At 39.5% G+C, this 13933-nt stretch carries 15 protein-coding genes; all 15 read right to left on the reverse strand.

Features of this window, described 5'->3' with window-relative positions; all coding sequences use genetic code 11:
• Positions 1 to 20 precede the first annotated feature (20 nt).
• Positions 21 to 1427 (reverse strand): 6-phospho-beta-galactosidase, encoded by a 1407-nt coding sequence (gene lacG / locus SORDD15_RS02985; protein WP_061414193.1) that lies wholly within the window; start codon positions 1425 to 1427, stop codon positions 21 to 23.
• 79 nt (positions 1428 to 1506) lie between these two features.
• Complete coding sequence (locus tag SORDD15_RS02990; RefSeq protein WP_061414195.1) at positions 1507 to 3201, reverse strand: lactose-specific PTS transporter subunit EIIC; 1695 nt, start codon at positions 3199 to 3201, stop codon at positions 1507 to 1509.
• Positions 3201 to 3518 (reverse strand): PTS lactose/cellobiose transporter subunit IIA, encoded by a 318-nt coding sequence (locus SORDD15_RS02995; RefSeq protein WP_023936918.1) that lies wholly within the window; start codon positions 3516 to 3518, stop codon positions 3201 to 3203. The genes SORDD15_RS02990 and SORDD15_RS02995 overlap by 1 nt, the downstream gene beginning before the upstream one ends.
• Positions 3519 to 3690: 172 nt before the next feature.
• The gene (locus tag SORDD15_RS03000; RefSeq protein WP_061414198.1) at positions 3691 to 4524 is read right to left on the reverse strand and encodes a PRD domain-containing protein; all 834 of its coding nucleotides are present in this window, start codon (positions 4522 to 4524) and stop codon (positions 3691 to 3693) included.
• Positions 4525 to 4753: 229 nt separating this feature from the next.
• Entirely contained in the window at positions 4754 to 5734 is a 981-nt protein-coding gene (gene lacD / locus SORDD15_RS03005; protein WP_061414201.1) for a tagatose-bisphosphate aldolase, read from the reverse strand.
• Position 5735: 1 nt separating this feature from the next.
• Entirely contained in the window at positions 5736 to 6665 is a 930-nt protein-coding gene (locus SORDD15_RS03010) for a tagatose-6-phosphate kinase (RefSeq protein ID WP_061414203.1), read from the reverse strand.
• Between the two features lie 10 nt (positions 6666 to 6675).
• Entirely contained in the window at positions 6676 to 7191 is a 516-nt protein-coding gene (gene lacB / locus SORDD15_RS03015; protein WP_001216921.1) for a galactose-6-phosphate isomerase subunit LacB, read from the reverse strand.
• A gap of 30 nt (positions 7192 to 7221) precedes the next feature.
• The gene (gene lacA, locus SORDD15_RS03020; RefSeq protein WP_000029277.1) at positions 7222 to 7647 is read right to left on the reverse strand and encodes a galactose-6-phosphate isomerase subunit LacA; all 426 of its coding nucleotides are present in this window, start codon (positions 7645 to 7647) and stop codon (positions 7222 to 7224) included.
• Positions 7648 to 7938: 291 nt separating this feature from the next.
• Positions 7939 to 8835, reverse strand: coding sequence for an aldose 1-epimerase family protein (locus SORDD15_RS09935; RefSeq protein ID WP_081102350.1), 897 nt, complete (start codon positions 8833 to 8835; stop codon positions 7939 to 7941).
• Between the two features lie 108 nt (positions 8836 to 8943).
• The gene (locus SORDD15_RS03030; RefSeq protein ID WP_061414206.1) at positions 8944 to 10419 is read right to left on the reverse strand and encodes a PTS galactitol transporter subunit IIC; all 1476 of its coding nucleotides are present in this window, start codon (positions 10417 to 10419) and stop codon (positions 8944 to 8946) included.
• 54 nt (positions 10420 to 10473) lie between these two features.
• Entirely contained in the window at positions 10474 to 10779 is a 306-nt protein-coding gene (locus SORDD15_RS03035; protein WP_000590551.1) for a PTS sugar transporter subunit IIB, read from the reverse strand.
• A 37-nt stretch (positions 10780 to 10816) separates the two neighbouring features.
• A complete protein-coding gene (locus SORDD15_RS03040) occupies positions 10817 to 11293 on the reverse strand; it encodes a PTS sugar transporter subunit IIA (RefSeq protein WP_000521979.1) in 477 nt (158 codons plus the stop codon).
• 190 nt (positions 11294 to 11483) lie between these two features.
• Positions 11484 to 12173 (reverse strand): sugar phosphate nucleotidyltransferase, encoded by a 690-nt coding sequence (locus SORDD15_RS03045; RefSeq protein WP_061414209.1) that lies wholly within the window; start codon positions 12171 to 12173, stop codon positions 11484 to 11486.
• Between the two features lie 11 nt (positions 12174 to 12184).
• Positions 12185 to 13063, reverse strand: a complete 879-nt coding sequence (locus tag SORDD15_RS03050) for a DMT family transporter (RefSeq protein WP_061414212.1) — start codon at positions 13061 to 13063, stop codon at positions 12185 to 12187.
• Position 13064: 1 nt separating this feature from the next.
• Complete coding sequence (locus SORDD15_RS03055) at positions 13065 to 13922, reverse strand: phosphotransferase family protein (RefSeq protein WP_061414215.1); 858 nt, start codon at positions 13920 to 13922, stop codon at positions 13065 to 13067.
• Positions 13923 to 13933 lie beyond the last annotated feature (11 nt).

Genomic DNA, 13933 nt, shown 5'->3' on the forward strand with positions numbered 1-13933 from the left:
CGGGGAATTTTTGTTGAATTTTAATCAACAAGTTGTGTCTCAGCAAGTTTCTTGTACCAGTGAGCTGATTTCTTCGGATAACGTTCTTGCGTCTCAAAATCTACATAGAAGAGACCGTAGCGTTTTTCATAACCATTTGACCAAGAAAAGACATCCATCAGCGACCAGATAAAGTAGCCTTTGACATTGGCTCCATCAGAGATTGCATCTGCAATCACTTCCATATGTTTCTTAACATAATCAATCCGTCCATCATCGTAGACTGTCCCATCCACAAACTCATCTTTATATCCGAGACCATTCTCTGTGATGTAGATTTTCTTGTAGTTTGGATAGTCTTGTTTGACGCGCATGATTTGGTCATACAAACCTTGAGGATAGATAATCCAATCCCAGTCCGTACGTGGTACATAATCAGGAGCTACACGACGACCAACACCTTTTATTTGGTATTTAGAGCTTCCTTTTTCACCCTTTCCGTTATGGATGATTTCCGTTTCACCATCAAAAGCTTGCATCCAATCACTCATGTAGTAGTTAATTCCAAGAAAGTCGTTCAAGTCTTTTGCAGCTTCTAGGACTGCGAAGTCTTCTTCACGAAGATCTAAGCTACCACCATTGACAGATAAGATATGGTTGACACCTTCCATGGTTTCTTCGGAATATCGTCCTAGATAAGTGGCATCCAAAATAAATTTATTATGAATGATATCTTCTAACTCGGCTGCACGAACATCTGCTGGATTATCTGGATCCAGAGGATACTTAGTAGGCAGGGCATGAACCACACCAATTTCACCTTTATAGCCTTTATCTTTATATAGCTTAACTGCACGAGCGTGAGACACCATCATATTGTGATGGGATTGGAAAACTTTGGCAAGATCGTACTGGATACCCGGTGGGAATTTCCCTACCAAGTATTGACCATCACCGATTGGTCCAATTTCATTAAAGGTTGTCCAGTAGTTGACTTCTGGAAACTCTTCAAAACAGAAGGCTGCATAATCCACAAAGTGATTAATGTTTTCTCTGTTCAGGAAATCTCCGTTTGAATGAAGCGCTTCTGGCGTATCAAAGTGATGGAGGGTCACGAAGGGTTCCACATGGCGTTTGTGGCACTCTGCAAATAGATTATGATAGAACTCAACTCCCTTGGCATTGACTTTCCCGTAACCAGTTGGAAAGATACGTGACCAAGCGATTGAAATACGGATACCATTAACACCATACTCTTCTGCTAGTTTAAGATCAACTGGATATTTGTGGTAAAAATCACTGGCTGGTTCAGCAGTGTACCAGTAGTTATCTTTGAGGTATTTGTCCCACGCTACTGGTCCTTTACCATCAGTATGTGTAGCACCTTCTGCTTGATAGGCAGCTGTTGCGCCACCGAAAATAAAGTCTTTTGGTAATGTTTTTGACATGTATTTCACCTTTCAAGAAATAGAAATGAGATGGAGAGGAGGCTAGTGAGGCTTTATTCTCCATCTCACTTCTAAAATTTTATTGTTCAAATTGAGCTTGTACGAATGCAAGAGCGCCTTTTCCATCGCGAGTCAGTTTAATGTATTGGCCACCTTCTGTCTTGGCAAGTTTGATACCAAGCTTGTCGGTTTCGGCCTTCATGTCCTCAAAGTTTGAAGCTACTTGAGGAGCAAGGATAACTAGATCAAACTCAGGCAACATTTCACGGTGAGCTCCATAGCCACCAGCTGCTGCTTTCACAGGAACATTGTATTCTGCTGCTGCTTTGTTTAGAGCATTTGCAAGGAGACCACTTGTACCTCCTCCGGCACAGAGAACGAGGACATTTGTTTCTTCAGTGATGGTATTTTGAGCTGCATCGACACCCGCTTTTTCAAGAATCGCATCTGCTTTGGCAGTATTGAAGTTTGCAGCTACTTTTTCTTTCAATTCATCATTGGCTTTACCAGAACGCTCTTCTTCAAGGATTTGTTCATCATAAACCTTGAGGAATGGATAGTAAATAGCTACGTCAACAAGAATTAACAAAGCAGCAAGTACAAATGACAAGAATTGGAAGTTGGTACCGAGAACAATACCGAGCGGACCTGGTGTTGTCCAAGGAAGGTTGGCAGTAAATGAGTTCATGCCAAGCGTTTCAATGAAAAATTTAAAGATCCAGACGTTTGCGATTGGCGCAAAGATGAAAGGAATAAAGAAGATTGGGTTCAAGACAAGGGGGGCACCAAACAGGATTGGTTCATTCACACCAAAGAAGGTTGGTACTACTGACGCACGTCCGATCGCACGGTTTCGTTTTGATTTGGTTAACCACATGAACATGAATGGAACAACCAGTGTTGCACCCGTACCACCCATGGTAACGATAAACATTTGTGTACCTGAAGTAAGAATCTTGTCTGCATGCATTCCTTGTTGGAGAAGGTTCAAGTTGACTTCAGCATTTGCATAGGTAATCGCTGCGATTGCAGGCTCGACGATGGAAGGACCGTGAATACCCACAAACCAGAAGAAGGCAAAGGCCCCAAAGATAATGGTAATACCTAAATAACCATCAGCAGCAGAGAATAATGGTGCAAAGAATTTACCAATTGATTCTGCAACGCTGGCTCCAACAAACTGGCGAGCAAGTAAATCAAGAACATAAAGAGAAACAACAGATAGAGTGAATGGAATCACATCTTTAAAGACTTGTGAGATATTGGGTGGAACTTCGTCAGGCATGCGAATAGTGACGTTGTTCTTAACACAAACCTTATAGATTGCTACGGTTACAAAGGCCGCAAGAAAGGCTGAAAGCAACCCTTTTGTCCCAAGGAAACCTGTCGCAAAACCACCTTCAATTGGATCAGCTGCCAACATCAACAAACCAACAATCGCTGCCAATAGTGTTGACATATAGTTGATTTGATTGGTTTTCTCCATGCTACGATTAACTGAGTCCGTCAATGACTTGGCAGTTGTACCAGCAACCAGGAGTGCCAGAATTCCCATTGAATAGCTATAAGGTTTCATTAGAAAGGCTACAACTTCATCTGACCATTGGAAACCCCATGAATTAGGAACAAAGGCAATCAAGATAAAGATACTTGAGAAGAGAATGACTGGCATCCCAGCAATGAAACCATCACGAATGGCACGAAGATAGATATTACGAGATAGTTTCTCAAAGAATGGCTTTCCTTTCTCGATGAATGCAATTAGTTTGTTCATTACTTAACTCCTCTCTTGTAGAGTTCGATTAAATGGTGCATGAGATCTTTGAGCAAGATCGTTGTCATCAAGTGATCCTGACCATGCATCATGGTCACACTATAAGCCAAATCCTCACCAGCTGCCTCCTTGGTCAATAGACTTGTTTGCGCGTGATGAGCCTCGGCGATACAGCTACCAGCTTCCTCTACAAGAGCGTCCGCTTTTGCAAAATCACCAGCTTCAGCGGCCTTCAAGGCTTCCAATAGTTTTGAACGAGCATCGCCAGCATAGGCAACAATTTCAAAACCTAACAATGTAACTTCTTCTCTATTCATGATAGAATCCTCCTTATTTAAGATACTAAGGGCGTTTGAAAATCGAAAGAAAAATAGGAAATGTGATGACGGAGCGACGCTCCTAGGAACATTTATCTTTTTTCCAAGATTTTAGCCCGAGTTCAATTACTAAAATACAACATCCAGAGCTTTTTATAGCTCTCGACAACCACTACAATAAACGTTGAATATGTAAAACGAGATAGACTCGCTCACTTTTATACAAATCAAGACCAGTATGTTGCGTAATCACATCATAAATCTTGGAGCCGACCTCAAATGCCTTTGGATAGGTTTGTTTGATATGGTCTTCCATATCCAGAAGCGATTGGTTATCATCTCTAGAGCGGTCTAAATAATCCAAGAAATAATTCAAATGAATCATAAAGCGATCATAAAAATGGTTGTTTTCTTTGGTTCGCTGAATAGCATAATTCTTCAGCACTTCTTCAACATCTCTGAGAATTTCTTTCCTCTTATCGATCGTTTCAACAACTGCCACCTCATTCTCACCCTCAGCATTGATGAAATGATAAGCAATCCGAATAATTTCATCCTCAGGGAAATGTTCAGCTAGCTTCTGACGATAGATTTCAAAGGCTTCATTTGCGATTTGAAAAGCGACAGGATACTTGACAGAAATATCTGGCAGATTGCTATCCTTGTACCTTCCTTGTGCTAGAGCTCGATAAGAGCAGTAAATATGGTCTGTCAAGGTTACATAGAGATATTCCTGAATCGGATAATGATATTTCTTTGAAAGTTTATCAATAATCTCATAGGTCACTGTGATAAAATCAAGCGGAACATCTTTGAGGAGAACCATAAAGTTTTCTCTGGACTCTTCTGTCTTCATCCGAAAGATTTTCTCCACCTGCTGTTCCGCAATAAAATCCCCTTTCTTCTTTCCAAATGCAATCCCTTTACCAATCACAATCACTTCTTCTCCTTTGTCATTTCTGACAAGCGAAACATTGTGATTTATTGGATTTAGAATTCGATACATGGTAACCTCCTTATATTTTAAAGGTATATGAGTACAAAAAATGACCACAAATGAACTAGAAAATCATCTGATTTCTAATTCACCTGTGATCATGCCTAATATTACTTAGTAACACTCACCTTGTATTAACTTGTGATTTAAGTATAGCACAAGTAGGTTATTTTGTAAACCTTTACATACAACTTTTTTAAAATTTTTAAGTTCATATTCCTAAAATAGGAGGGGTTTCTTAAACACGTTCAGTCCATGAAGTCGCTGTGGTTTGAAGAACCTTGTTGAGTTCATCAATGTTTTCAAAACCAGTTGTACGAAGCCATTCACGAGCTGCTGCTTCACCATCTTTGATGTAGGCTTCAACTGATCCAGCCCATGTTGCACGGCCGCAAAGAACTCCGTTGAAGTTTGCGCCTGATTCGTGGGCAAAGACAAGGGTTTCTTGGAAGAGTTTAGCTGACACTCCCGCACTCAAGTAGATATATGGCAAGTTAGTTGCTTCATCTTGTGCTTTGAAGAAGGCTGCTGCTTCTTCACGTGTATGCACGATTTCACCATCTCCAAATCCTTCAACGTATTTAACGTTGACCGGAACTTCCACTTTCAAGACATCGATGTTGAAGCGTGGGTCTGAGAAGACCTTCATGGCACCGATAACCTTGTGTGGTTTCACTTTGGCATATTCTGCAGAACCTGCGTCAGCGATTTTTTCATCGTAAGCCAAGATTTCAAGGAAGAATGGAATGTCTTCCGCCACACACTCAGAACCGATACGTTCGATATAGGCTTGTTTTTGTTGGTTGAGTTCGTCAGAGCTGTCTACATCGTAGTAAAGCAAGAATTTGACTGCATCTGCGCCTTGTTCTTTGATGCGTTTGGCAGACCAAACATCCAAGCAGTCTGGCAAGCGTTTGGTGCTAGTTGTGTCATAACCGGTTTTCTCATAAGCAAGGAGAAGACCAGCATTAGCATCAAGCGCTTTTGTAGCTGGAAGTCCATACTCTGGGTCTAGAAGCATAGATGAAGCGTATTTTGTCAATTCATCTGCAACCAAGACTTTGAGTTCTTCCATTTGAGCCACTGTTGGCTCTTCTGTTTGGTATTGAGCCATGAGGCGTTTCAAAGCACCACGTTGGTCAAAGGCAAGAGCTGAGATGATTCCGTTTTCATCAGAGAGTTTTTTCAAGCAAGCGCGTTTATTTTCTGTTAAAACCATTTTATACCTCTTTTACGATTAGTTGGTCGTATAGACCTTGATAGTTAGCCATATTGACATGACCTGTCATCTTTTCTTGAGCATTGAGCATACCAAGGACATTGGCCTTGATGAGGAGTTCTTGATCAGATTCCTTATGAAGAAGACCTGATGAAATACCTGCAACAGTAGAATCTCCAGACCCAACAGGATTGACTACCTGGATTCTAGGAATATCTACCTTGTAGAAAGTATCACCGTGTTTAGCGAAAGCACCATTTGCACCAAGTGACACGATAATCCACTCAATCCCTGCAAATAAAGGCTCTTGAAGAACTTCTTTTAATTCATCCAAATCCTCAGAAACTTCCCTGCCTAAAAGCTGAGACAATTCCTCATTATTTGGTTTGATGACTGTTGGTTTATGTGGTGATTCAAGAACTGCTTGAAGAGCTGCACCTGAGCAGTCTAGAACAACTGGTTTCCCTGCGCGATTAGCAAGTTCTACTAAGCTTGCATAATAGTCAACTGGAAGACCTGCTGGCAGACTACCAGAGATAGCAACTACTTCCACAGTGTCAAGAAGATTTTCGAAATGAGCCAAGAAATCTTGTCCTTCTTGTTCCAGAACTTCAGGACCTTTTTCAAGGATTTCTGTTTGATTGTCTCCGTGGAGAATAGCGATACAGTTTCGAGTTTCACCTTGAATGAAGAAAAAACGTTTCGTTACTTTATCGTCGATATGCTCTACTAAAAACTCACCAAGTTTACCACCGACCAAACCAGTAGCAGCAACAGAATCACCAAATTCTGAAAGAACTCGTGTAACATTGAGACCTTTACCACCAGCTGTCTTGGTCACGTCTACCACACGGTTGACAGTGTCAATTTTTAATTCATCCAAAGGATAAGAAATATCGATGGATGGATTCATTGTGACTGTTAAAATCATGCGTCACCTCTTAGTCGTGGTATTCACCACGATCCCATTTTTCAAGGAATTCTGTAAAGAAGTTTGCATCTGCTTGATGAGCATTGTGAGTTTCAACGTGCTCAATTTTCGCAATCAATTTTTTGTTTTCTTCTGATGGTTTGTATTCAGCATTGATGAAAGCTTCAATGATATCGCACATGAGCAATTCGCCAGTGATTTTACCACCAAAACCGATAACATTAGCGTTCAATTGTTCTTTAGCGTAAAGCGCTGTTGTCATATCACGAACCAAGGCAGAACGGACACCTGGAACTTTGTTGACAGCGTTGTTGATACCAACACCTGTACCACAGATACATACTCCAAGATCAGCTTGACCGCTTGTAACGGCTTCACCAACTTTTTTACCAAAGATTGGGTAGTGAGTACGTGTGTGGTCATAGGTACCAAAGTCGATGACTTCATATCCTTTTGATTTCAAAAATTCTGAAACCGCCATTTTTTCATCTGTTACGATGTGGTCACATCCAATTGCAATTCTCATTTTTCTCTTACCTTTCTTACTGTAATCTAATTAGCACATTTTGTTCAACATATCGACCCGAATTTGGTGACGGCCACCGTCGTATTTACCGTTAACAAATCCTTTAGCAATATTTTTAGCCAATTCATCACCAACAAGTTGTGCACCCATAGTGATCATGCGTGAGTTGTTGTGGCCACGAGTCATATAAGCTGAACGTTCGTCAGATACTTCTGCGGCAACCATTCCTTTGATTTTTGTTGCGACCATGAATGGACCAGCACCATAAGCATCAATCACGATACCAAGGTTTTGTTCTTCTTTGTTTACTTCTGCAGCAACAGCAAGAGTCACATCAACAAAATCTTGACCTTCAGCTGTAACATCCACAACGTGGAAGTTTTCTTTTTCCAAGAAGTCTTTCACAACTTCTTTCAATCTCAAACCTGCAGCATCTGCACCTATAACAATAGACATATTGTATACTCCTTTTTATTTTTCTAGGCTAGTAAAGACTTTTTTAGTTAGCAGTTTACCTACAAAAGACTTTCTAGCAGTTTAGTGACAAATTTGATTGAATGAGATGAATAACACCTTATCCAAGTCCAGGAAATCAAGTTCCTAGAAACAAACTTTCCCCTTGAAAGAGAATATAACAAGTGATTATTTGTTTATTACAAACATCATTTGTTGTTTACAAACATAATATACTCCTATTTTTAGAAAAAGTCAACAGTAAATGTTTGTTTTTGTGTTTTATTTTTTAGATTAAAAGATTTCTATATCAAAACCAATTTGATCTACTTGATTAGGTTCTAGGAGGCGAACGTTTTTCTTATCTTCTAAATGATCTCCTTCCTCAAGGGATGTTGACAAGCCAGACCATGGTTCAACCGCAATGAAAGGTCCCTTATTCAAAGTTGACCAAATGATGAGATTTGAGAACTCTTGGAAGTGTACTTTTAATCCCTTCTCATGCTTACGAGAACGAAGGGCAATTGTTCTGGATTGCAACTCATCCAAAGTCACTGCATCAATACGAAACAGATCGTAACTGAGGCCCACTTCCTTTTGAGAATCCAACCATGGACTTCTATCTTGAAAATCCAGCATACCAGTTTCTGGGAAAGGACGTGGAACAGAGCAAGTCTCTTCTTTCTCAAACTCTAAATAGTAATCTTCATAGACTTCGTCATCAAATAGTGGACAATTAAATCCTGGGTGTCCGCCAATAAAGAAGGGCATCACTTTTTCAGTTTCTTTATTAAAAATCTTGTACTGAGTCCGAACAGTTTTTCCAGAGACTGTATAGGTGATTTCTAGACGGAAATGATAAGGATAGTTTTGATAGCAAGTATCATCATCTTCGATTGCAAAAGTCACACTGTTTTCTGTTTGTTCCACCAAGTCAAAATCTTTCTTACGTACCAACCCATGTCTAGGAATGTGACCTGTAGACACCGTTCCATCTGCGTGACTGTAGAAGGCTGTATCTTCTCTTAAAGAGCCGCAGATTGGAAAAAGTACTGGAGCTTGTCCACTCCAGTAAGTGGCATCTCCTTGCCACAGATACTCAATGCCTTCTCGATCCTTGATCGACGACAAGGCGCCACCTAAGGTTTTAAACTGGACCGTTAACTGGTCTGATTTTATTTCAATTACCATAATATTCTCCAACTATTTTTTAGATTTTTATATAAAAAACTAGGTTGTCACTCCCAATGTAGGAAATTAACAACCTAGTTTTCACAATTTACATTTTATAGGAGCGAATTATTTAGCATTTGCTGCGTATTCTTCGTTACGTTTGATCATTTGTTTTCTATACCAAGCAAAGATACCTACATAGAATACAAGGAAGACTGCTGCACCAAGGATTGCTTTGATATCACCTGTTGTAGCATTACCGATTGCCCAACCAAATAGTTTTTCAATTGGTCCTTCAAGAGTTGAGTGGGTAATCAATTGAGATTGGTTCACACCTTCTGGGAAGGCACCTACACCTTTAGCAAGTTCTGTTGCGAATGGTGCGATAAGAGTACCAGAAAGAAGGAAGAGAGGCAACAAGAGTGTTCCGAAGATAATCATACGGAGCAATTTACCACGTGTAACAACCAAGAGAGCTGGAGTTACACCCATAGCGATGATACCTGCAAGTGGCAAGATACCATTTCCGACGTTTGAAAGAAGCACAGCTTCTACTAGCATGATTGGAGCAAGTACGTTAGCACAAGCCCAGATTTCAGCACGACCAGCGATGAATGGCCAGTCAAGACCGATGTTGAATTTACGTCCTTGAAGACGTTTAGTAGCAACGTTTGTAATACCTTGTGAAAGTGGTTCTACGGCTGCAATGAACCAAGATCCGATAAGTGAGAAGAGCTCCAAGCAGACACCGGCAGTCAAACCAAGGCTCAACCAACCTTTAATAACAAGTTCCCATGAAGATGCATCTTCTACTCCAGCAACTGGGTGTGGAGTTCCCATCAAACCAATAACAATACCAAGGATGAAACCGATGAAGAATTTAGATCCCCAGAAACCGATTTTTTTGTTCAATTTTGCAGCGTCAAAGTCATATTTATCAAGACCAGGCAATACTTTATCAAAGATCTTATCCAAGACCATGATAACTGGGTTCATCATGTAGTTCATGTGAGTTGAAGTCATTGGTGATGAACTTGGTGCGTTAAGAAGGTCGTCGAAAGTTGGTTTCATCAAATCAGAGTTGATGATTTTCAAAATACCTACAAGGACAACTGCTGCAGTTGCGATGAAGAGTGAAACCCCTTGGCTTACACCGTTGTTGTCTGCATACCATTTGATCAAAAGACCAGTGATTGACAAGTGCCAGATATCGAAGATATCAACGTCAAGCGTATCTGTTTTCTTCATTGCAAGCATCACAACGTTGACAATCAACATTACAAGCAAGAAGTAAAGTGTCCAAGCAGATCCCCAAGTGATCGTAGCAAGCGGTGCCCAACCAACGTCAGTGATGTTCAATTGGATACCAGTATTTTCAACAAACTTCGCGAGGGATGCTGAGAAAGCTCCGTTGAGCATACCGATGATAGCACCGATACCAGTAAGGGCGATAGCAAGCTTGATACCACCTTCAAGCGCTTTGGAGAATTTCACTCCAAAAAGTAGGGCCAATACTGTCAAAATGATCAGCATGATGATAGGGCCACCCATAGCCAAGATAGGTTTGAAGATATCGTTGGCCAGATTGATAATGACATCCATAATAGTTCCTCCCGTTTTTTTAGTTATATGAATGTTAACAAGATAAAGAATAAATTAGCTTAGTCCATGTTCTTTGATAGCTGCTTCAATATTGTCAAATACTGGAGCGCTCATCGCTGGAATACGGAACAAGATTGGTCCAGCTTCAATTACTGGAATACCTGGTTCAAAACCAAGGTCAGTTGCAGCGATTGGTGTAAAGATATCGTATCCCTTGATAAGGTCTTCGTTTACATCTTTCACCATGACTGCATCACAGTGAACATCATAACCACGGTTTGAAAGTTCTTCTTCTAAGGCACTTTTAATTTGGTGACTTGAGTTAACACCTGCACCGCAGGCAGCAAGAATTTTAATCATTTGGATTTCCTCCGATTTTATTTTTTAATAGACAAGATTAAGCGGTTGCTTCAGCAATGTAAGCATAAAGTTTTTCTGGTTCGGAAATTTTTGATAGATCTTCCAGATGTCCATTTCCTGTGAAAAAGTCCATCAACTGAGCCAGAATATTTGTTTGGCTTGAACTTGAGTTGTTAATGATAAAGAAGAGTAGGGATACTTCTACTTCCTTATCAGGAGCTATCATATTGTGAAAAGTTACTGGTTTTTCTAATCGAACAACCACTACTTTCTCAGCTAGATTATGAACAATATCTGTATGAGGAATCGCTACATTTGGCAAGTCCTTACCTAGAAATTCCATATCTAAGCCAGTTGGAAATGACTTTTCACGCGTGATCAAGGCTTCACGATAAGTTGGAGTGACAATTTCTCGTTCTTCCAACAAGCTTGCTACCTGATCAAAGAGTTGTTCTTGATTATCCGCTTCTAAGCAAAACACCAGATTTTTGTCAAAGAAATGATCTAATCCCATAACATTTTCCCTTCTTTCAATTATCTTTTATGCTATAAGTATAACACTATATGAAATCGTTGTCAATAATTTTTGTTTTATTTTGTTCATTTTTTTGTAATTTTTGTTTCATTTAAAGAATACAATCAATATCAAACATTCTTTTTATAAAATCCACAAAAAAAGAAGGCCCAAGCCTTCTTCTATTTCCTTACTCAATAGTAGATAAAATCTCTTCTAACTTATGGTAATCTTTTACGCTATCAATTTCATAGATGCTATTTCCTTCTAATTCTTCGACATAGACATCCAATTCTTTGATATTATCCTTAACCATGTTGTCCCAGTAGAGATCAACAAATTCACCACTTTCGTAAGCTTTGTCAATAAAGCCAACAATCTTCTCAGCAGTTGGTTCATCCCAGAATGATACCCCGCTCAAAATGCGACCAGCCTTGCTGTCAACAATGATGTCTTGAACCTTGTAGTCATCACCGTAAACCAAGAACCACTCGTTCGTACAGTCTTCACGATAAACGCTAAAATAGGTAGAACGTTTAAGATCGCTTCGAAACATATTTTTGAAAAGATAGTTATCTGCATCGATGACGTAGCTGTTAGCTAAATCTTCTTTTACTAGATAAAGTGAGTAAAAGTTATTGTAATCAGCATACTTGTCGTTAAAGACTAAACGGACACCATATTTTTCTTTTAGGTAGTCAAATTGTTCTTTGAGGTAACCGACAACGATGATAATCTCATCAATTCCTCTCTCTTTCAAAAACTCGATTTGATATTCTACCAAGGGTTTTTGATTAACCTTAACCAAAGCTTTTGGGGTATTTTCAGTCATAGGGCGTAGACGAGTTCCTAAGCCCGCTGCTAAAATAATCGCTTTCACACGAATCTCCTTTATTCTTTAATAATAATATAAACACCAGCCATAACAATAAGTGAAGTGATAATTGTCAGCATATCTAGCGGTGCACCCAAGAAAATAACTGCAAATAAGACAGTCCAAACTACATAGCTCACATTCAAACCTGTCGCTTTCGCAGGTTGTAAGCGATTAATGGCGATATAATAAGCTAAGTAGGAAATCATATCAAAGGCCGCAAAGACAATCAAGAGGCCGAATAATTGCCCATCTGCCACTTCTGCAAATGAATGGTGAGAAAAGAGCACAATCACGAGATAGGACAAGAATGAGGTTACTTGTCGGATTAACAAGGCTTCAATTTCACTTAAATCACTTTCCATAGCATAGGAGCTGAGAACACTTTCACTCCCCCAGGCAATGGCACAGATAAGGGCACAAAGAATCCCAATGTAAAACGAGTTAACTTGTTCAACCTTGTAGGTTTGAGCAATGATCGCTGCAATAATCAAGAATACACCGAATACTGTATTCTTTGAAACCTTGTGTTTCAAAATGAAGAAGGCTAGCAAAACTGAAATTGCTGGGTAAATAGCCGATACAGATGAAGCTAGAGAACTACCAATATATTTAACCGCATAAAGATTGGCCTGCATACCAATAGGTCCTGCTAGTAAAGCACCGATAATTACACTCACATTTCGAATATTTAAGAAAATCGAGAGACGAACTCTTCCTTCTTTTACCAAAAGAAAAGCTAACAAGATAAAGATACTCAAGAAATCATGAGCAGCAGCCACCACAAAAGGTGAAAGATTTGTAAAAATTGAAAAGATATAGGCACTAATCGTTAGACCTAATCCCCAGAAGATACCAGAGAGCAGACCAAAAGAAACGCCATTTTTATTCTTCATCCTAACCTCCATAATAAGTCAAACCTTCGACAGCTCTTTGGTAACGGTTGATACCGTAATCTCCAAAATCAGCTCCTTGAGCTTCTTTGTACACTGTCCACAAACTCCAGATAGTATCTTGCAAGATTTTATAGATACGAATCTTCTCACGTGATACAGGCGTTTTGTCACTTTCATAGTAGGAAAGGAAATCATCTTCCTCTTTCTTTGTAAATTCAGACTCTAAGAAAAGAGCTGCCAAATCCCACATCGGGTCATTCATAGAAGAGTATTCCCAGTCAATCAGATACATATGACCTTGTGGTGACTCGATAAAGTTTTCTGGTACCAAATCGATGTGACAGGACTTTCTATCAACACCCAAATCAGCCAATCTCTTTTCTAGTGAAAATACATCTTTTCTTACAGCTTCATAGTTTTCATAAGGGATAGGTCCCTCAATCAAGGATTCATATTTTCTGATTTCCTCAAAAGGGGCAAATTCTCCTCTTAATTCTTTCCCTGAAGCATGGATGGTTTGTAAAATTGCTGCAATCTTTTCAAACTTGGACTTGATAGATGTTGAATCAAGAGTTACTGCTGATTCGATGTACTCATTTACTTTAATCCCTGACTCAATATCAAAGAGATAATTTTTGACATCCAAATCTAAATCCTCTAAAAGTTCAAGATTGTACTTTTCATTTTGGCGATTAATGAGTTTTTCAGTCCCTTTACCAAAAAATTTCACAATATACTGTTTGTTGGTTGTTTTAACCAAATAGTTTTGGTTGGTCATGCCTCCCAGCTGTTCGACACTGAGTACTTCCTCTTCATCAGATAGTAAAGAAGAAATTTTTTCTTTGATGAGTTTCTCCACAAATAACCTCC

This window comes from Streptococcus oralis (assembly GCF_001578935.1).
GTDB classification, from domain to species: domain Bacteria; phylum Bacillota; class Bacilli; order Lactobacillales; family Streptococcaceae; genus Streptococcus; species Streptococcus oralis_R.

Excerpts from the sequence above, each read along its gene's own strand:
- lacG (WP_061414193.1), bottom strand. The coding sequence starts at position 1,427 with ATGTCAAAAACATTACCAAAAGACTTTATTTTCGGTGGCGCAACAGCT.
- SORDD15_RS02990 (WP_061414195.1), bottom strand. The coding sequence starts at position 3,201 with ATGAACAAACTAATTGCATTCATCGAGAAAGGAAAGCCATTCTTTGAG.
- SORDD15_RS02995 (WP_023936918.1), bottom strand. The coding sequence starts at position 3,518 with ATGAATAGAGAAGAAGTTACATTGTTAGGTTTTGAAATTGTTGCCTAT.
- SORDD15_RS03000 (WP_061414198.1), bottom strand. The coding sequence starts at position 4,524 with ATGTATCGAATTCTAAATCCAATAAATCACAATGTTTCGCTTGTCAGA.
- lacD (WP_061414201.1), bottom strand. The coding sequence starts at position 5,734 with ATGGTTTTAACAGAAAATAAACGCGCTTGCTTGAAAAAACTCTCTGAT.
- SORDD15_RS03010 (WP_061414203.1), bottom strand. The coding sequence starts at position 6,665 with ATGATTTTAACAGTCACAATGAATCCATCCATCGATATTTCTTATCCT.
- lacB (WP_001216921.1), bottom strand. The coding sequence starts at position 7,191 with ATGAGAATTGCAATTGGATGTGACCACATCGTAACAGATGAAAAAATG.
- lacA (WP_000029277.1), bottom strand. The coding sequence starts at position 7,647 with ATGTCTATTGTTATAGGTGCAGATGCTGCAGGTTTGAGATTGAAAGAA.
- SORDD15_RS09935 (WP_081102350.1), bottom strand. The coding sequence starts at position 8,835 with ATGGTAATTGAAATAAAATCAGACCAGTTAACGGTCCAGTTTAAAACC.
- SORDD15_RS03030 (WP_061414206.1), bottom strand. The coding sequence starts at position 10,419 with ATGGATGTCATTATCAATCTGGCCAACGATATCTTCAAACCTATCTTG.
- SORDD15_RS03035 (WP_000590551.1), bottom strand. The coding sequence starts at position 10,779 with ATGATTAAAATTCTTGCTGCCTGCGGTGCAGGTGTTAACTCAAGTCAC.
- SORDD15_RS03040 (WP_000521979.1), bottom strand. The coding sequence starts at position 11,293 with ATGGGATTAGATCATTTCTTTGACAAAAATCTGGTGTTTTGCTTAGAA.
- SORDD15_RS03050 (WP_061414212.1), bottom strand. The coding sequence starts at position 13,063 with ATGAAGAATAAAAATGGCGTTTCTTTTGGTCTGCTCTCTGGTATCTTC.